Source organism: Mesorhizobium sp. NPDC059025, from assembly GCF_042739655.1.
Lineage (GTDB): Bacteria > Pseudomonadota > Alphaproteobacteria > Rhizobiales > Rhizobiaceae > Mesorhizobium.
The window spans coordinates 53,015-70,475 of record NZ_JBHYIM010000013.1 but is presented as its reverse complement, the minus strand read 5'-3'; the positions used below and the strand labels follow the sequence as shown (position 1 = coordinate 70,475).

At 60.1% G+C, this 17,461-nt stretch carries 16 protein-coding genes; 4 read left to right on the top strand and 12 right to left on the bottom strand.

The window, feature by feature from the left end; all coding sequences use genetic code 11:
- Positions 1-134: 134 nt before the first annotated feature.
- Positions 135-764: a histidine phosphotransferase ChpT gene (chpT, locus tag ACFWYE_RS25285; RefSeq protein ID WP_379067480.1), complete on the bottom strand. Its 630-nt coding sequence runs from the start codon at positions 762-764 to the stop codon at positions 135-137.
- A 319-nt stretch (positions 765-1,083) separates the two neighbouring features.
- Here chpT and ACFWYE_RS25280 point away from each other — a divergent pair, with 319 nt between their 5' ends.
- Complete coding sequence (locus ACFWYE_RS25280) at positions 1,084-1,665, top strand: DUF1134 domain-containing protein (RefSeq protein WP_379067482.1); 582 nt, start codon at positions 1,084-1,086, stop codon at positions 1,663-1,665.
- Between the two features lie 145 nt (positions 1,666-1,810).
- A complete protein-coding gene (locus ACFWYE_RS25275; RefSeq protein WP_379114963.1) occupies positions 1,811-3,049 on the top strand; it encodes a hypothetical protein in 1,239 nt (412 codons plus the stop codon).
- 46 nt (positions 3,050-3,095) lie between these two features.
- On the opposite strand, the gene ACFWYE_RS25270 is transcribed toward ACFWYE_RS25275, so the two are convergent.
- The 6 genes from ACFWYE_RS25270 to ACFWYE_RS25245 form a co-directional block, all read right to left on the bottom strand.
- Positions 3,096-3,899, bottom strand: a complete 804-nt coding sequence (locus ACFWYE_RS25270; RefSeq protein WP_379067488.1) for a TrmH family RNA methyltransferase — start codon at positions 3,897-3,899, stop codon at positions 3,096-3,098.
- A gap of 184 nt (positions 3,900-4,083) precedes the next feature.
- Positions 4,084-4,422, bottom strand: a complete 339-nt coding sequence (locus ACFWYE_RS25265) for an ArsR/SmtB family transcription factor (protein WP_379072945.1) — start codon at positions 4,420-4,422, stop codon at positions 4,084-4,086.
- A 138-nt stretch (positions 4,423-4,560) separates the two neighbouring features.
- Complete coding sequence (locus tag ACFWYE_RS25260; protein ID WP_379115035.1) at positions 4,561-5,355, bottom strand: HugZ family protein; 795 nt, start codon at positions 5,353-5,355, stop codon at positions 4,561-4,563.
- Between the two features lie 27 nt (positions 5,356-5,382).
- Positions 5,383-6,555, bottom strand: coding sequence for a CaiB/BaiF CoA transferase family protein (locus ACFWYE_RS25255; RefSeq protein ID WP_379114962.1), 1,173 nt, complete (start codon positions 6,553-6,555; stop codon positions 5,383-5,385).
- A gap of 3 nt (positions 6,556-6,558) precedes the next feature.
- Positions 6,559-7,320, bottom strand: coding sequence for a 3-hydroxyacyl-CoA dehydrogenase (locus tag ACFWYE_RS25250; RefSeq protein WP_379114961.1), 762 nt, complete (start codon positions 7,318-7,320; stop codon positions 6,559-6,561).
- Between the two features lie 87 nt (positions 7,321-7,407).
- Complete coding sequence (locus ACFWYE_RS25245) at positions 7,408-7,932, bottom strand: GNAT family N-acetyltransferase (protein ID WP_379114960.1); 525 nt, start codon at positions 7,930-7,932, stop codon at positions 7,408-7,410.
- Between the two features lie 271 nt (positions 7,933-8,203).
- Between ACFWYE_RS25245 and ACFWYE_RS25240 the strand changes: the two genes are divergently transcribed.
- Positions 8,204-9,193, top strand: a complete 990-nt coding sequence (locus tag ACFWYE_RS25240; protein WP_379114959.1) for a glutathione S-transferase family protein — start codon at positions 8,204-8,206, stop codon at positions 9,191-9,193.
- A 1-nt stretch (position 9,194) separates the two neighbouring features.
- Here the strand turns inward: ACFWYE_RS25240 and ACFWYE_RS25235 are convergent, their stop codons facing one another.
- Positions 9,195-9,695 carry an NUDIX domain-containing protein gene (locus ACFWYE_RS25235; RefSeq protein WP_379114958.1) on the bottom strand — a complete coding sequence of 167 codons (501 nt, stop codon included), beginning with the start codon at positions 9,693-9,695 and terminating at the stop codon, positions 9,195-9,197.
- Between the two features lie 52 nt (positions 9,696-9,747).
- Here ACFWYE_RS25235 and ACFWYE_RS25230 point away from each other — a divergent pair, with 52 nt between their 5' ends.
- The gene (locus tag ACFWYE_RS25230; protein WP_379114957.1) at positions 9,748-10,668 is read left to right on the top strand and encodes a metallophosphoesterase family protein; all 921 of its coding nucleotides are present in this window, start codon (positions 9,748-9,750) and stop codon (positions 10,666-10,668) included.
- Here the strand turns inward: ACFWYE_RS25230 and ACFWYE_RS25225 are convergent.
- From ACFWYE_RS25225 to leuA, 4 genes are all read right to left on the bottom strand, one after another.
- The gene (locus ACFWYE_RS25225; protein ID WP_379114956.1) at positions 10,658-11,278 is read right to left on the bottom strand and encodes a hypothetical protein; all 621 of its coding nucleotides are present in this window, start codon (positions 11,276-11,278) and stop codon (positions 10,658-10,660) included. The two genes, ACFWYE_RS25230 and ACFWYE_RS25225, sit on opposite strands and share 11 nt — an antisense overlap.
- Before the next feature lie 111 nt (positions 11,279-11,389).
- Complete coding sequence (locus tag ACFWYE_RS25220) at positions 11,390-12,175, bottom strand: alpha/beta fold hydrolase (protein WP_379114955.1); 786 nt, start codon at positions 12,173-12,175, stop codon at positions 11,390-11,392.
- Entirely contained in the window at positions 12,175-15,036 is a 2,862-nt protein-coding gene (locus ACFWYE_RS25215; protein ID WP_379114954.1) for a hypothetical protein, read from the bottom strand. Before ACFWYE_RS25215 ends, ACFWYE_RS25220 begins: the two co-directional genes overlap by 1 nt.
- A 240-nt stretch (positions 15,037-15,276) precedes the next feature.
- A complete protein-coding gene (gene leuA / locus ACFWYE_RS25210; protein ID WP_379115034.1) occupies positions 15,277-16,953 on the bottom strand; it encodes a 2-isopropylmalate synthase in 1,677 nt (558 codons plus the stop codon).
- Positions 16,954-17,461: the final 508 nt, after the last annotated feature.

The following is a 17,461-nucleotide window of genomic DNA, read 5'->3' as shown; positions in this document are numbered from 1 at the left end:
GGTCCTGCCCTTCGCCGCAATATTAGCGAAGGGCGTTTAAAAAGCGGAAAAGGCAATGCATAAAATTTGCACCAGACGTCCCGTCTCATGCAAATAAGGCCCCGTCAGGGAACAAAATTCGGCGATGCCAGTGATTAGGTGGCCAGGAGAACGATCTCATCCGCAGTGGCGCGGATCGTAATCGTCATGCCGGCATCTCGCGCCAGCAGCAGCGTATAATAGGGCTGTACCGAATGGGCGTCGATCGGCTCCTCAGGCTTGCCACCAGAGTGAAGTTCGAGAAATTTCGGCGGAACACGCAGCATCGGACCGCTTGCGGCAAGGGTGAAACGCGGTTCGGTTTCCAGCTCTTCCAGTGTTATGGAGAGCCTCCCGCCTCGTGGAATGGCTGCATTGGCGATCAGGACAAGGTTCAGCAGCAACTTGACCTTGTTCTTCGGCAGCAGGGCGCGGCCGCCTGTCCATGTCAGTTCCGGTTTTTCATTCTTCAGATAGGCAACCGTGACCGCCTCTGCGTCACCTGTATCGATGAGCATGCCAGCGGAACCGGCAGCACCATAGGCTATCCGTGCGAACTGCAGCCGGGCCGACGCATTGCGGGCGCTCTGGCGAATAAGGTTCATGGCATCCTCATCGGCGCCACCTTCGTCCAGCAGTTCCAGGCCGTTGTTGATCGCGCCGACCGGCGAGATGATGTCGTGGCAGACCTTGCTGCAAAGCAGTGCGGCGAGTTCGGAGGGGGTAAGGGTGAAAAGGTCAGCCATGGAAACCTCGAAAAGATGCAATAGTGCCCGGACATTCGTCCATCGCACCGACCGCGCGAATCACGCTCTTCCCAGTTCCGTCTGGATATACGGCGCGTTCGGGTGGAGCAACCAATCCGGGATCGTCCCTGGGCGCATCGCGCCGACCGGTCGGAAGAAAACATACCGACCAGCCTTCGAACCGCCATCATCATGTGAGAGCTTAATGGTTGAAAAAGAATTACGGCATAGTTTGCCAAGGGATGGCACCGGAAGCGGCCGATTGAGAGTCGCGGGTGCGAGGCGTCGGCGAAGGTGCTCCCAGACGGAGATTGGAAGCATGCATTCCCGATTTCGCGATTGGCGCATTCCCCGCGCTCTCGCCCTGACATTCGCCCTGTTGGGCTTTTTCACCCTTTCGCTCCAGGCTTCGTACGCCCAGCAATACACGTCCCAGGAAATCGTCGACTCAGGCCACAAGTTCTTCGGTGAAACCTCAGGCGGGCTTGCCACTGTCGTCGAGAAAATCTTCTCCACCTACGGTTTGCCCAATGGCTACGTGCTGGGGGAGGAAGGCTCGGGCGCTTTCGTAGGCGGTCTCACCTATGGCGAAGGCAAACTCTACACCAAGAATGCCGGCGACCACAAAGTCTACTGGCAGGGCCCGTCCCTGGGCTGGGATTTCGGCGGGCAGGGGTCTCGGGTCATGGTGCTGGTCTATAATCTCGACGATGTCAGCAACCTTTACAATCGCTTTGCCGGTGTCGCAGGCTCTGCCTACGTCATCGCGGGCCTTGGCTTCAATGTTCTCAAGTCGGGCAACGTGCTTCTTGTGCCGATCCGCACCGGCGTCGGCGCCAGGCTTGGCGTTAACCTGGGTTACCTGAAGCTCACGCAGCAGCCGACCTGGAACCCTTTCTGATCCAGCCAGGTGACATTGATCTGCGGGTTGTGAAAGAGCTCTCCAATCCGCAGAAATACGCATGCGAATACTGGATTTTGCCTGTCAGACCATGCAAAGTTTCGTCTGGTTGGCACAAGTGGCCGAACTCAACGGATAGACCATCTTGGTTCAGTCGATCCTCTTCTTCCTCCTTGGTTTCCTCTGTGCGGGATTTTTGGTCATCCTGATCGCGCCTGCCGCCTGGCGACGGGCGGTTGCCCTGACGAAAAAGCGAATTCAGGCGGCAATGCCGCTCACCGCCACGGAAATCACCGCGGACAAAGATCGCTTGCGTGCCGAGTTTGCGGTGACGGCACGCCGCCTGGAGATGGACGCCAAGACCTCGAAAGAGATGGCCAACGATCGTTTCGTCGAGGTCAATCGCGTTCGCGAAGAGCTGAAGCTGGCGGCGAGCGAAGCAGCCCGCAAAGCGGAGATGATCGCAGCGCTGGAGACTGCTGGTACGGAGTTGAAAGCGCAACTGGCGCAGCGCGCGGCTGAAATCGAGCGCATGTCGGAAAAACTCGCCAAACTCGAAGTGGATGCGGCGAAAAAGAAAGAGGAGATCGAGAAACTCGATCAGCTCTACGAGGAGGCCAGCTTCTCGTCGTCCAACAGGCAGATCGAACTGGTGGCGCGCGAATCCGAGATCGAGAAACTGAACAACGACATCTCCGTTCTGCGTGCTCAACGCAAGGAAGCGGACAAGCGTCATCAGGATATCGTGACTGAAGGCAAGGCCGCCATCGATGCGTTGGCAAACGAGAAGAAGAAGCTGGCGGACCGGGAACAGAAACTCGAACGTCTTCTCTCGACATTGGCGGACCGCGACGAAACGCTGGAGCGACGTGAGCGAGAACTGGCAAGGCTGAAGGAAGAGATGAAGAAGAAGGGGCTGCAGGCCGAAACTCCTGCAAACGGGCAAGCTACTGCGGTCAATGACGGGCAGCGCCTGCAGGGTGACCGCGCGGCGATGCAGCTTTCTCCCTTGCTGTCGGGCGCTGCCGGCGGCGACACCGAAAAGGCGGTCGCCAAGCTCAACAACGACCGCGAACGGCTGGAGGCCAGGCTGACGACGCTTGTTCGCGAGAACAAGAAGCTGCGAGGGGCCGCTTCCTTCGAGAACGGCCAGCTCGACGGCGGGGCGAGAGAGCTGCGCGAGGGTACGCTTCTGCGTGAGCAGATGCAGGATCTCGCTGCCGAGATCATAACGCTGACCGCTGCGCTGGAGGGGCCGAATTCGGAAGTCGCCAAGGCGCTTGCCTCTCCGGAGGCCAGCGCAAGCGCCGCCAAGGACCGCGCGGCAATCCGCAGCATCGCCGAACGCGTGCGGGCGCTGCAGAAGACCACTTCGCCGGGCTGACCTATCGCACCCGCGACTTCTCGGTCGTGCCGGGGGACGCCGAGGCTTAACGAGCGTTTGCTGAGAAGTGGTGCAAGGCGATGGCCGAGGCCGCCGCGACATTCACGCTGTCAAAGCCTTCAGCCATGTTGATGCGCAACGTTCGCATTCGCGCCAGCAGAGGTGGCGGCAGTCCTTCTCCTTCCGTGCCAAGATAAAGAGCCGTCTTCTTACCGGGTTTGACGCCACGAATATCCGTTGCGCCACTCGGCGAGAGCGCAAAACTCTCGAAGCCGCGGGTCACGAGGTCGGCCGCCAGGACGGCGGGATCCGGAACGGCAGCAAACGGCACCTTCAACGCAGCGCCAACCGAAACCCGGATTGCCTTGCGATAAAGAGGATCGCAGCACGTCGGGTCGATGAACACGGCATCGGCGCCGAATGCAGCTGCGTTGCGGAAGATTGCGCCCAGATTGTCATGATTGGCGATGCCAACGGCGACGACAATCAAAGCCTTTTGCGGAAGCGTGCGGAGGATGTCGTCAATCTGTAACGGTGTGCCCTTTTCTCCTACGGCCAGTATACCGCGGTGAATGGGAAAACCGGCGATGCGATCCATGACCTCGCGACCGGTCACGTAGACAGGCACTCGTACCGGTGCTCTTTCGAAAACTTCCTCGAGACCCGCGAGGCGATTTTCCAGAACGAGCACGGATTCAGCCAGGAAGCGACTGCCGTTCAAAAGCACATTCAGGACAACTTTGCCTTCGGCAATGAAGCGTCCCTGCCTGCCGACGACATCACGTTCGCGAATGTCGAGATATGGAGCGACCCTGGGATCTTCCGGATCATCAATACGAATGGTTTCCATCGGCGCCCGCGACGAGAGTTTACGTCTTCGCCGACAGATCGCAGATAAGACGCTTCGCTGGGGCTATAGCCGGATGAGCCTCATTTCGGAAGCCATGTCGCTCGCAGCACTTCGCAGCAGCTCGGCGCTGCCGGTCCAACCTGCTTTGGTGGACCGCCAATACAACCGGAGCGATCTGTCGTGTTTATTTGCCGGTACCGAGAAATCGCGAATGCTGCTGGGGCTCGGAGCTGCCTCCGAAAATCGAGCCTAAGGTACGGAGCAGCTGGCGAACGGCATCCGAGCGGCAAGAATAATAGATCATCTGCCGGTCGCGGCGCGTCTGGACCAGACCAAAGGCCCGCAGTTTTGCCAGATGCTGCGAAAGAGCAGATTGGCTGAGATCCACCTTTTCGGCGATCGTGCCTACCGTCAGCTCATCATCAATGAGATGATTCATGATGGCGAGCCGCTTCTCGTTTCCCATGAGTGTGAGGAACGCAGCTGCGGTTTCGGTATCGGAGACCTGGTTTTCTGGAAGCATCAGATGCCCACCTTTGTTCATCACGGAAGCCATGGGGGCAATGGCGTTATGATTCACTCATACACTAATTTTATTAAGTGATGCAAGTGTGGATGCAACCTTAAGTCACAACTCTGTGGTTGTTCGTCTGCCGTTTGCTCAAGAGCTGACGGTCTCGTGCGCTGCCGCAGCGCGGCCAGCCTTCGCCATCTCGACCAGTGTCTTGCGCAGATCCTGCTGTGTTTCCAGTGGTTTGGGAAAGAAGACACGCTCCATCCGGTTGCCGCTGACCAGATCCATTCCATCTGCGTCGAACCCGGCCAGTGTCCAGCCTTCGCTTTCTGCCTTGGCATAGTGGTGGGCATAAACCATCACGGCGTCGAGATGTTCGCTGTTCATGTGATCAAGGGCTGACTGCTCGCTTTCAGCCAGTGCGTCATTTATGGCACCAGTCACAATCAGATCCGAACGATCCAGCAGATAAGCCTTGCCGAAACCGCCATTGAGCGAGGCGCGTTCGACGTCGAGCCGGAAGAAGGAAAAATCCCCGAGGCCGACGTAAAGCCTGGCTTTGGGATTGCGGTTGAGATAGCGGCGTTCTGCTCGTAACTGCTCGTTCGCCCCCCGCTCCAGTCGGGTGGCAAGGCAAACCAGGCTCATGCGCGGATGGGCGAGAGCGTCTCCCTTGCCTGGTTCGCCGACCAGCAAGGAACAGCGTGGATCGGCGAGCAACGCACCCGTGTGGGGGGCGAGCATGGAGATCAGGATCAGCGGCGTGCCATCGATATCGGTTGCGACGCCAACACGGCTGGCAAGCGGCGAACCGGAAGCCGGGTCGATGACGGCAAGCGCGCCGTAGCGGGCGGTGCGAAGCAGAGTTTTAGCCAGCTGGATCGACTGAGCGTCGGTTTCCCGGATGACGTCTTTCGTCGGTTGTTCCACGGCAGTCACCATCATAAGCTGAACATCATGATCCACTTATCAGCCGATGATACCGGCTTTGACAAGGGCTGCGGTCTCGGCTTCCTGAAAACCGAAGCGCGCCAGGATCCGGGCGACCGGGCGTTCGTTTTCGGCAGGCGGTTCGCTTGCCGCGGAGGGGGTCGCCGAAAAACGAGGAGCGGGTGCCGGCCTGGTAAAGCGGCCGACATCAACAAAGGCGCCGCGTGCACGATTGTGCGGATGCTGCCGTGCTTCGGCGAAAGACAATACCGGCGCTACGCAGGCATCGGTCCCGGCAAACAACCGATCCCATTCGTCGCGGGATTTTTCCTGCACCCGGACGGCTATGGCCTGACGCATCCGGGGCCAGAGTTTCTGATCATACTGACCTGCCGCGAGTTGTTGGCCAAGCGGTAGCAGACGAGCGAATTCCGCGAAAAACTGTGGCTCGAGGCATCCAATGGCGATGTGGCGACCATCGGCAGTTTCGTAGGTATCGTAAAAAGGGCAACCGGAATCGAGGAGGTTGACGCCTCGCCGATCATTCCAAAGACCGGTGGCCATCGCGGCCTGGATGGGAAGGGTCAGCATCGAAGCTCCCTCGACCATGGCCGCGTCGACAACCTGCCCTTTGCCGCCACGAGAGCGTTGGAACAGCGCCGCAAGCAAGCCTGTCATCAGCATCATGGTTCCGCCACCATAGTCACCAACCAGGTTGATCGGGGGAACCGGCCTTTCGCCGTCATGGCCGATGGCATGCAGGATGCCTGAGTAGGCGAGATAGGTGATGTCGTGGCCGGCGCGGTCGGCAAGGGGACCATCCTGCCCGAAACCCGTCATGCGTCCGTAGATCAGCGCCGGATTGCGCGCCAAGGCCGCGTCAGGCCCAAGACCAAGCCTTTCCATCACCCCCGGCCGAAAACCTTCGATCAGGATATCGGCTTTCGCGGCGAGCCGCAGCACCAGGTCCGTGCACTCAGGGCGTTTCAGGTCCACGACAAGGACATCGCGGCCATGCCGGTCGATATCATATTCGGCCGGCAGCTGCAGGAATTGCCGGCCGGCGTTGCCGCGCTCGATCCGCAGTACCGTCGCTCCCATCTCGGAAAGCATGAGAGCGGCGAGCGGGACAGGACCCAGTCCCGCCATCTCGATCACGGCAAGTCCAGCCAGCGGCCCACGTTTGGTTTCCTGCGGCGGGGCTTCCGCCATGGCCTATTTCGGTGCCATGCGGATGGCACCGTCCAGTCGGATGGTTTCGCCGTTCAACATCTGGTTTTCGACGATGTGCAATGCCAGCGCCGCATATTCAGACGGTTCGCCAAGCCGGGAAGGAAAGGGTACGGCGGCACCGAGCGAGTCCTGCACATCTTGCGGCATGCCGGCCATCATCGGGGTCTTGAAGATGCCTGGGGCGATCGTGCAGACGCGGATGCCCGAGCGGGCAAGGTCGCGAGCCACGGGCAATGTCATGCCGACAACGCCGCCTTTGGAGGCGGAGTAGGCGGCTTGCCCGATCTGTCCGTCGAAAGCCGCGACCGAGGCGGTGTTGACGATGACACCGCGTTCGCCGCCGGCCAGAGGTTCGAGCTTGGCGGCGCGGTCCGCAACCAGCCGGATCATGTTGAAGCTGCCGATCAGGTTGACCTCGATCACCCTGCGATACTGATCGAGAGGATGCGGACCATCCTTGCCAACCGTCTTCACACCGATCGCTATGCCGGCGCAATTCACCAGGATGCGTGGCTCTCCAAGCGACTTTGCAACCTCGGCCACCGCCGCCGCCCCGTTCTCGGCACTGGAGACATCGCACTTGACCGCGATGCCGCCGATGTCTGCCGCCACCTTGTCGGCGCGGTCGATGCCGACATCGAAAAGGGCGACCTTGGCACCTTTGGCCGCAAGCGCGCGCGCTGTCGCCTCACCAAGGCCTGAGCCGCCCCCGGTCACGATTGCGATCTGGCCGTGTGGGTTCATGCGCTGTTCTCCTTGCTTGTCGGGATATGCTAGGGGGGCGCAGCAAACGCTGCAACAGCCAAGGCATCAGGTGGTGGTGACCCGGCGTTACGCCGGTTCGCCGACACCGACCTGGTCGGCGTGATGAACCATGCCTGTCAGTCTGGCCACTGCGCCCGGTTCGATTTCATGTGCCAGAAGACGGTCGAGATCGACCGGCCTTGGCATGGCGATCTGTCCGCGCGGGATCCGCTTGAAGCCAAGCGGGCCGTAATAAGGCTCATCGCCAACCAGGATGACGCAGGCCGAACCGGCCTGTGCGGCGGCTTCCAGCGCCATGGCCACCAGCTTGCGACCGATGCCGAGGTTCTTGAACGCCGGCCGCACGGCAAGGGGACCAAGAAGCATTGCCTTGCCGGAGCCTGCCATGATCCGGGTCATGCGCACCGATGCGATCACCGTGCCGCCATTCATGGCGACAAAGGAAAGATCGCGCTCATGAGGGCCGCCTTCGCGAATCTTGTAGGCCGCACGAGCGAAACGTCCGGGCCCGAAGGCTTCTTCGTTGATCAGTTCGATTTCGGGGTCGTGCGCCGGGGTTTCCGGCAGGTAGGTCACGTCGGCAAGGCTCATGGTCTTTGCGTTCCGGTATGCAAGGAAAGGTTGCTGCAAGCGGCAGCGTTCGCCAGTCAGCGCTTCAAGCGCGGGCGATCTTTCGTCGTCGGTCGAACCGGATTCCTGCAAAGTCGAACATGCGGATTGTCCGCTAGCATCAAACTTTCAGGATCGCAATCGGTGTTTTGAGCGGCGTTGCGCCAGCGTTTGACAGTGTGTTCAGCCAAAACGCATTCCCCAGGTCCGGCATGCCCCCTAGATTGCAGTCGCAAGACAGGAGGAATGGTCGATGGGATTGCTGGTCGATGGCAAATGGCAGGACCGCTGGTACGATACCAACAGCAGCGGCGGCAGGTTCGAACGCTCCCAATCGCAATGGCGCGACTGGATAACCGTCGACGGCATGCCGGCGGAAGGTCGCTCGCGGGGGTTCAAGGCAGAGCCTGATCGCTATCACCTCTATGTTTCGCTCGCCTGTCCCTGGGCGCATCGCACGCTCATCTTCAGGGTGCTCAAGAAGCTGGAAACGGTGATCACCGTCTCGGTGGTCCATCATCTGATGCTCGAAAACGGCTGGACCTTCCAGACCGAAGACGGTGCGACTGGCGACACCCTCTATGGTCTCGACTTCCTGCATCAGATCTACACGAGGGCTGATCCGGCCTATTCAGGCCGGGCTACCGTGCCGGTGCTGTGGGACAAGAAGGAACAGACAATCGTCTCCAACGAATCGTCAGAGATCATCCGGATGTTGAACTCGGCATTCGACGAATGGGGAGATGCGGCGGCAGACTTCTATCCGCCTGCATTGCGGACCGAGATCGAGGCGGTCAACGGGCAGGTCTACGGCGCTGTGAACAATGGCGTATACAAGGCGGGTTTCGCGACCAACCAGGCTGCCTATGAAGAGGCTTTCGGAGAGCTGTTTGCGGCGCTCGACGGTCTGGAGGCGAGATTGTCGCGCCAGCGATATCTTGTCGGCGATCACATCACCGAAGCGGACTGGCGTCTCTTCACCACACTTATTCGTTTCGATCCGGTCTATGTCGGCCACTTCAAATGCAACCTGCGCCGCATTGCCGACTATCCGAACCTGTCGAACTACCTGCGCGATCTCTACCAGGTCCCAGGCGTGGCGCAGACCGTCGACATGCGTCACATCAAGGCGCACTACTACGCCAGTCATCGCAACATCAATCCGACCGGCATCATTCCGCTCGGACCTCAATTTGATCACCTAGCCCCACACGACCGCACCCGGTTGAGAAAGGCCGCCTGATCTACCAGTAGGGGGAAACCGCCGTATCCTGGAATGTCTCGGCAATACGCCTGAGCGTCGCTGGCGTGGTGCCTTCCGGCAGTTGGTCGAGCGGGAAGAAGCCGGCCTCGGCGATCTCATGATCAGGCCGCTTCGGCTCGGTCTGGTGAAAAGCCTCCACCAGATAGAACCCGACATGGTCACGCGGGCTCGCGGTCCTGTTGAAGTGGATCGATTTCAGTGCCGGTGGTGCCGAGATCGCGATATTGCCTTCTTCCTCGAGTTCCCGGACGAGCGCTTCTCCCATGGTCTCTCCCTTCTCTACGCCGCCTCCCGGCAACTGCCAGCCCGGGACATAGGTGTGGCGGATGAGAAAGATCGCATTGCGCTCGCGGTCGTGAACCAGGCCGCGCACGCCAAGGGTCATTGGTCGCTTCAGCACGAACAAGGTGTGGAAGAGTTTCGCTCTGAGGTGAGGCCAGCCGGTCTGACGGAAGGATTGTTCGGGATCGGTGCCGGTCATTTCAGGTGAACCACAGGTGGATTGCGGGCGATCGGTCGCTTATGAAGGTTTCATGTTCAGGCTTGCGCATCTCTCCGACGCCCATCTCGGTCCGTTGCCCGGTGTATCGTATCGCGATCTCGCCTCCAAGCGCGTGCTGGGCTATGTCAACTGGCAACGCAACCGCCGCCGTACCATGCACGATGCCGTCATCGACACGCTGGTGGCGGATATCAAGGCAAATGGTGCCGACCACATTGCCGTGACCGGCGATCTGGTCAACCTGGCGCTCGACAGCGAAATCGAAATGGCCCGCTTGTGGCTGGAAATGCTCGGATCGCCAGGCGACGTTTCCGTGGTTCCCGGCAATCACGACGCCTATGTACCCGGCGCCTTCGACAAGGCTTGCCGTGCATGGGCGCCGTGGATGAGCGGTGACGGCGCCAACATCCACGTCGATCGCCAAAGTTTTCCCTATCTGAGACGTCGCGGTGACATAGCACTGATCGGCGTATCGACCGCGCGTGCGACCGCACCTTTCATGGCGAACGGCTTCTTCGAAGAGAAGCAGGCTGAGCGTCTGGCGCAGCTTCTGGACCAAACCGGCAAGCAGGGCCTCTGCAGGGTGATCCTCATCCATCATCCGCCGATCCGCGGAGCGGTGGCCCAAACCAAGCGGCTTTTCGGCATCCGCCGGTTTCAGAACATCGTCAAGCGGCATGGCGCCGAACTGGTGCTGCACGGCCATTCGCATGATCCGACACTGTTCTGGGTCGGGCGGGTCCATCGGTTGCCGGTTGTGGGCGTTGCCGCTGCGGGGCAGGGGCCGGGAGGACGGCACCCTGCTGCGCAATACAATCTGATCGAGATCGAGAAAACCGCGAATGGCTGGCGCATCGGATTGACACGTCGCGGCATCACCGGACCCGCGCTCGTGATCGCCGATCTTCAGACACTGGAGCTTGGTGTCGAACCGGAAAGATCTACGGTCTGAGGGTCTCGATCAATGGCAGCAGGCGGTCCCAAAACAGCGCGGCCGAGACTGCGAGGCCGGCGAGCACGCCGACCAGCACAAGGCCAAGCCAGCCAAGGATCGTGCGCCCATGTGTCCGGGCTCCTGCCTTGGGCTCAGCCTCTGTTTCCGGACCGGCTTGAGGCGTTGGCCGTTCCATTGGTTCGATGCCGCCTTCCATAAGGCGCTGCCGTTCGACCAGACGCTCGGCGACATAGCGGGTGACCTGGTCGCCAACGACCTTCATGTCCTGGGATTCGGCCAGAACGACACGGCCTAGACGCGTATCCTTGACGAAACGATAGGTTCGACGATCGCGACCCATCGCGACATGGCTGACGGCGTCAATCCATAGTCGCGGCTGCAGTCCCGAAGACAGCGCGAAATCGAAAAAATCGATATCGGAGGGCACATCAGCAAAGACCGGCGACAACTCCGACGCCAGCAGCTCCAGGCGCATGCGATGGGCTTCGCGCATGTCGACGACGACGTCGTCGCGGTCGGCCAGCGCGTTCTTCACGTCGCGAACGGCTTCCGACAGCTTGCTGCGTGCCTGATTGATCGGGGTAACGGTCTCGCCTGCTTCCGGCATTGCCTTGCCTCGCGGTTTGGTAAACCACCGGTTAACACGAACCGGGACGGATTTCATCCATCGCGATTGTGTCGGAATGATCTCGGAGACGAATTGAGCGACTGGCTTTTATCAGGGGGATGTCGAGACCGGTTCATTCGCCTGATTGCGCAAGATGCCGCGTAACAATTCGACGACAAGTCCCGGGGCCTCATCGATCAGCATGTGTCCGGCGACGGGCACGAGGTGCAGGTCGAAATGGGCAGGCAGGTTGTCGGCCTGGCTGACGGGCAAGATGGTGTCCAAAACGCCCCAGACGACGGCGACTGGCATGGCAAGACCCGCGACCAGCTCTGACGGGATGACCCCTTGCCGCCCGCCACGCGTGATGGCCATGACGATCTCGGCAAGCTTCTCCATCTGGCCCGACCGGCTGCGCATGGCCATTTCGTCGGCAACGACTCGTTCTGAAACGAGATGTCCCGGGCCTGACATGGCGGCAAGGCACGCCCGGATTTCATCAGTCTGAGCAGCCCTGGCAAATCGGCGCAGCAGTGTCGCGTCGATCTCCTCGCCATAGCCTCCTGGCGCCAGCAGCGTCAGCGAGGCGATACGCTCGGGAGCTGAAAGCGCGATCAGGGTCGCGACAGCCCCACCCATCGAATGACCGACCAGATGGATCTGGTTGGCGTCGCGTTCCACCAGGTCAGCAAGAACGGCTTCAGCCATCCGCTTGGGCGAGCGCGCTCCCTCGGCCTCCAGTGAAGCGCCATGGCCGGGCAAGTCATAGGCGAGGATCCGCGCCTCGTGGACAAATTGAGATGCGATCTCCGGCCAGACGCGATGGGAACCACCGAACCCGTGCAGGAGCACAACTGTCGGTCCGGTTCCTTGTTCATGGGTGAAGAGGGAAGCCATCAAGTCGCGCCGCTCAGTCCCGCCGTTCGAAGGGCTCCGATGAATTTTTCTACCATATCGCTCGGATAGTTGCGCTTGAGAAGGGTTGCGCGCGGGTTGGCGACATATGTCGGGAAGTTGGCTTCCAGCAGATCGATGATGTCCTTGACCAGGCGCTGATTGCCGCTCTCGGATGCGACGATCAATCGGCCCGTCAGGAACAGCGGATTGGGAGCGACGGTTGCGAGAGGAGCAACGGCCCTGGCTGCCAGCGCCTTGTCGCCCTGCATGTAGGCACTTGCAAAGAGACCATAGTCCCACCAGGCGGCGTGAGCACCGTTTGCGGCTTCGATCGCCTGGCTCATCACGGTGATGCCCCGCGCATAGTCGCCACTGAAGGTCAGTGCATAGGCGTAGGAGGCGATCGTCTGGGGGTCGTAAGGGTTCGTGTCGTACGCCTTGGATGTCCACTGGAGAGTGTCTGTCCAAATACCCAGCCGATTGGAGATATAGGCCTTGGCATTGTAGGCGCGTGGGCTTGAAGGGTCTGCCTGTACGGCGCGTTGCGCGAATTCCGCAGCTTTTTCCAGCGAGGCGTCGGCGGGGTAGGCATAGCGCCAGATCAATCCGGTCGTCGTCAAAGTCGACAGGCTCGAATAGACCAGTGATGACTTGGCATCGCCGCCGGCCAGCGTCTCGAAACAACGGTAGGCCTTTTCATGGACCTTGGCGTTGGCCTCGAGTTCGAACGCGTTTTCCTGGATCAGGCAGTCAACGAGGCCCTTGGCCAAACCGCTTCGCGCCAGGGACGTATAGATGGCGCCGGATACTGGCGCCGTATCACCCAGGATTTTCCCGACCTGGGGGCCAACTTGTGCTGGTGTGGTGTCGAATTCCGTCAAATTGCGGGACAAGACAACGGTTCCGTTTTGCAAATTCTGGATCTCGACGGCCACCGTTCCTGCCGAAGGACCTGGCTGGACGTTGAAAACGAAACTGGTCGCGTCCGCTGCCCTGTTGCGGTCCTGGGCTGGATCGCGACCGATAAAATTGATGGTTTCGAAATGGGAAAGACCTGCACGTAGTGCGGCAACCACACGCTCCACGGCGGCGCCGGTTCCTTTTGCAGAGAGATACACGATCGGCAGATCTTCCGAATTGGGCGTCGCCACTGTCGCTGGTGAAGGCTGTGGAGCGCTCGCCGCAATGCCGGTTGCGTGCTTCAGCCCGGCATTCTGAAGGGCCTGCAGCAGTTTCTCCGTCATATCTGGCGGATAGTGATTCTTGGCGAAGGTGGCGCGTGGATTTGCCGCAAAATCCGGAAACCTGGAATGCAGATCCGCCAACAGGCGTGTCATCTGATCCGAATTGCCGTCCTGGGTCGCTACGATGAGCTGCGCAACGAGATATTCGGGCTGGGGTTCGACTGTCGACAGTGCTTGCGCGGCACGCTTCTGCAATTCGAGATCGTCCAGCATGAAGGCCCCTTGGAAAAGGGCGTAGTCGAGCCATTTGCTGTGCGGGTTTGCCAGGTTGAGGCTACGAGCCAGCAGGGCTGTGCCTTCCCGATAGTCGGCGACCATCACAAGCGCCCAGCCGTAGTGATAGACGGCTCTCAGATCATAAGGGGCGGCATCATAGGCCTTCTTTGCCCAGCGGACCCTTTCCTTCTGGTTTCCAATGACCCCTTCGGCATAGGCAGCCATGCGATAGGCACGCGAACTGCTCGGATCGATCTGGATGGCCTTGTTTACGTAGGCCATGGCCTGCTGCACGCTCGGATTGGGCGGGTAAGGATAACCCCAGACGATGGCGTCCAGCTGCTGGCCAGCCAGCGTTGCGTAGATCATGGCCGACGTCTCGCCACGCGCGACCAGATTTTCCAGACAGCGGTAGGCAGCTTCGTGGCCCTCGGCGCTCTGGTTCGATGGATAGCTTTTCGAGAGAATGACACAGGTTGTCAGGTCGTTTTGCAGGCGGTTCTGTTCGATGTAGCCATAGATGGACCCGAATGGACCAGTGACGCTGCCGAGGATCTTCGCGACATGATCGGTCACCTGCGAAGCCGTGGTTTCGAATGCGGTCAGCGTCTCTGAAGTCAGGATTCGACCTGTCTTCAGGTTCTTTACTTCAATTGCCACGCTGCCGAGCGTTGCGCCCGAGCCGAGCGTGAAGACAAAATTTGTCGGATCGTCAGAGCGCAGCGGATCCTCGCCGGGGCTTCGATCGATGAACTGGATCGTTTCCATATTGGAGAGACCAGCCCGCAATATCGTTTCGACACGCTGGATCTGCGGACTTTCCTGAGCAGTGATCAGATAGACGGCGGGCAGCTTCTCCAATGCCGTCGCCGTCCCCAGGACTGGCCTGCCGCCCTTCGCCGGATTGCCCGGAATGAGGTCCGGCCCGTAGGCCTGGCGCAGCATCAGTACGATGAGAGTGATAACGACAATGAAAAAGATCGCCATGGCGATCCAGAAGGCATGCAGATGCCTGAACAGGAAAACCGCTGAACCCGGAAGGTTCTGCGTACCGGCGCTCGGAATGGAGTCTGCCTTTGCCGGCGCGAATGCGGCTGTCTGCCCTTGAATGACCGGGACCATCCGCTGCGTATGCGGCTGAAACGGGATTCCGACTCCGTTCGGTTCATAACTTGGAACGTAGCTGCCACGTGGGATGACGATGCGAATTGGCTCGCCGGCACCTTCTCCACTGAAATACTGCTCGAGCAGTTCCCTCAGCCTGCCTGCCTGCACACGCACCACGGCGTCAGTCGACGGGTCGAATCCCGAATCCTTTCCAAAGACATCGATTGCAATGGAAAAGCCCTTGAGCTTGTCGGCCTCGCCGGACTGTTCGCGTTCAACAAGATAGCGCAGCAATTCGCGCGCGCGTTCTGAGCGTCCAAATGTCTGGCTCGCTAGCAGTCTATCAAGCGTTTCGCGCACTGCGGGGGCGGCAGGCGTGGAATGCTGCAAGTGTCGAACCTCTCAAGCCGGCACAGGTCGTACGACATTACCCGCGATACTCGCACCTCCGCGCCAATATCGTCCCAAGCCCGGTTGAATCATTACAACCCCGGCTGGAAAAATCCAGCCGGGGTTTTTCGCAAAGCGTGGAAATCAGTGGCCTTTGAGGCCGATAATGCGATTTGCCGCGGATACAACCGCTTCAAGGGATGCAGCAACGATATTGGTGTTGATACCGGCGCCGAAGACCTTGCCGCCGGGATGCTCCATTTCGACGTAGGAGACGGCAGAGGCATTCGAACCACGCTGCAAGGAATGTTCCGAATAGTCGAGCACCGACATCGGGATGCCGACATGCCGCGAAAGCGCGTCGACGAAACCGTCGATCGGACCCGTGCCGGTGCCCTTGATAATGGTTTCCTTGCCCTTGTCGAGAATAACGGCCTCGACAACGCGCCGGCCTTTCACCGCAGGATCGGGGAAGGTCTGGTGATCGACAAATTTCAACCGGCCGTGAGGCTGTTCGACATATCTGTCGATAAAGCGATCATAGATCCGCTTTGCCGGCACCTCCTTGCCCTCGGCGTCGGTGATGGCCTGGATGTCCTGGCTGAACTCGATCTGCAGGTTGCGCGGCAGGTTGATGCCGTAATCGGCCTGCAGCACATAGGCGATACCGCCTTTGCCGGACTGCGAATTGATGCGGATGATCGCTTCGTAGGAGCGGCCGACATCCTGCGGGTCGATCGGCAGGTAGGGTACTTCCCAGACCTCCTTGTTGGCGGTCTGGATCGCTTTCATGCCTTTGTTGATGGCGTCCTGATGCGAACCGGAGAAGGCCGTGTAGACCAGCTCCCCGACATAGGGGTGGCGTTCGGGGATCTTGAGCTGGTTGGAATACTCATAGACATCCTTCATGCGGTTGATGTCGGAGCAATCCAGATCCGGGTCGACACCTTGCGTGAACATGTTGAGGGCCAGCGTGACGACGTCGACATTGCCGGTGCGCTCACCATTGCCGAACAGCGTGCCTTCGACGCGGTCGGCACCGGCCATCAGGCCGAGCTCGGTCGTGGCGATACCGGTGCCGCGGTCATTGTGCGGATGCAGCGAGATGATCAGGCTGTCGCGGTTGTCGAGATGGCGGATCATCCATTCGATGCGGTCGGCATAGACATTGGGCGTCGACATTTCGACCGTCGACGGCAGGTTGATGATCAGCTTGTTGTCGGGTGTCGGCTTCACGATTTCGGTGACTGCGTTGCAGATCTCCAGCGCGACCTCCAGTTCGGTGCCGGTGAAGCTTTCCGGCGAGTACTGGAAACGATAGCCGCCACCGGCCTTGGCGGCCATGTCGGTGATCATCTTGGCGGCGTCGGTGGCGATCTGCTTGATGCCGGCCACGTCCTTCTGGAAAACGACACGGCGCTGCAACTCACTGGTCGAGTTGTAGAAATGAACGATCGGCGTCTTGGCGCCCTGGAGTGCTTCGAAGGTGCGCGTGATCAATTCCGGCCGGCACTGCACCAGCACCTGCAGGTCGACATTGTCGGGTACGCCGCTTTCCTCGATGCACCAGCGGGCGAAATCGAAGTCGGTCTGCGATGCGGATGGGAAGCCGACCTCGATTTCCTTGAAGCCCATGTCGAGCAGCAACTGGAACATGCGTGCCTTACGCTCGTGACCCATCGGATCGATCAGTGCCTGGTTGCCGTCGCGCAGGTCGACGGAGCACCAGATCGGTGCTTTTTCGATCTTCCTGTTCGGCCAGGTTCGGTCGGTGAGGCCGACCAACGGATAAGGTTCATATTTGCGCGCGGCACTCGGCATACCTTTGGGGGCAAAAGCTTGGGGCATGTCGACCTCGACGCTCGTTCGTTGCGTGATGTTCATCTTTCAGTCTCCCGGCTGCTTGGCCGGCATCGCCGAAGCACAAGCAGCGCCTTTGGGCTAAGTCAATCGGTTTGGTGACTTGAGGAGCTTTGCCTGGGAATAAGCCCTGGGCGGCAACGACCGCCGGGCGCTCCTTCAGCGGACCCGGCGATCGCCGATAAGGCCGAGAAGAAGTAGGGTCGAGGAAAGCGCGCGCACGGTCTCGCCAGCGAGGCTGGTTGGACGGAAAGCAGATGCTGCTGGGCGCGTCTTCATGGTCGCTCTCTTACAGGAGCGATCCGTTCGAGGCAAGCCGGACGTCATGGCCGCCTGTGAACAGAGTGCCCGGAACGGTTTTCCTTTGCGGTTTCACGCAAATGCGGCAGACTTTGGCGATCGCGCAGCGACCAGAGCGCCGCACGTCCTTTCGGGCGCGCAAAGGTCGTTCTGGCACTTTGATTTGGCG

What these genes read in the sequence shown, in the direction of transcription:
- ACFWYE_RS25225 (WP_379114956.1), bottom strand. Translation starts at nt 11,278, where the DNA reads ATGCCGGAAGCAGGCGAGACCGTTACCCCGATCAATCAGGCACGCAGC.
- ACFWYE_RS25260 (WP_379115035.1), bottom strand. Translation starts at nt 5,355, where the DNA reads ATGGTGACTGCCGTGGAACAACCGACGAAAGACGTCATCCGGGAAACC.
- ACFWYE_RS25245 (WP_379114960.1), bottom strand. Translation starts at nt 7,932, where the DNA reads ATGAGCCTTGCCGACGTGACCTACCTGCCGGAAACCCCGGCGCACGAC.
- ACFWYE_RS25265 (WP_379072945.1), bottom strand. Translation starts at nt 4,422, where the DNA reads ATGCTTCCAGAAAACCAGGTCTCCGATACCGAAACCGCAGCTGCGTTC.
- chpT (WP_379067480.1), bottom strand. Translation starts at nt 764, where the DNA reads ATGGCTGACCTTTTCACCCTTACCCCCTCCGAACTCGCCGCACTGCTT.
- ACFWYE_RS25235 (WP_379114958.1), bottom strand. Translation starts at nt 9,695, where the DNA reads ATGACCGGCACCGATCCCGAACAATCCTTCCGTCAGACCGGCTGGCCT.
- leuA (WP_379115034.1), bottom strand. Translation starts at nt 16,953, where the DNA reads ATGCCGAGTGCCGCGCGCAAATATGAACCTTATCCGTTGGTCGGCCTC.
- ACFWYE_RS25230 (WP_379114957.1), top strand. Translation starts at nt 9,748, where the DNA reads ATGTTCAGGCTTGCGCATCTCTCCGACGCCCATCTCGGTCCGTTGCCC.
- ACFWYE_RS25255 (WP_379114962.1), bottom strand. Translation starts at nt 6,555, where the DNA reads ATGGCGGAAGCCCCGCCGCAGGAAACCAAACGTGGGCCGCTGGCTGGA.
- ACFWYE_RS25220 (WP_379114955.1), bottom strand. Translation starts at nt 12,175, where the DNA reads ATGGCTTCCCTCTTCACCCATGAACAAGGAACCGGACCGACAGTTGTG.
- ACFWYE_RS25250 (WP_379114961.1), bottom strand. Translation starts at nt 7,320, where the DNA reads ATGAACCCACACGGCCAGATCGCAATCGTGACCGGGGGCGGCTCAGGC.
- ACFWYE_RS25280 (WP_379067482.1), top strand. Translation starts at nt 1,084, where the DNA reads ATGCATTCCCGATTTCGCGATTGGCGCATTCCCCGCGCTCTCGCCCTG.
- ACFWYE_RS25270 (WP_379067488.1), bottom strand. Translation starts at nt 3,899, where the DNA reads ATGGAAACCATTCGTATTGATGATCCGGAAGATCCCAGGGTCGCTCCA.
- ACFWYE_RS25240 (WP_379114959.1), top strand. Translation starts at nt 8,204, where the DNA reads ATGGGATTGCTGGTCGATGGCAAATGGCAGGACCGCTGGTACGATACC.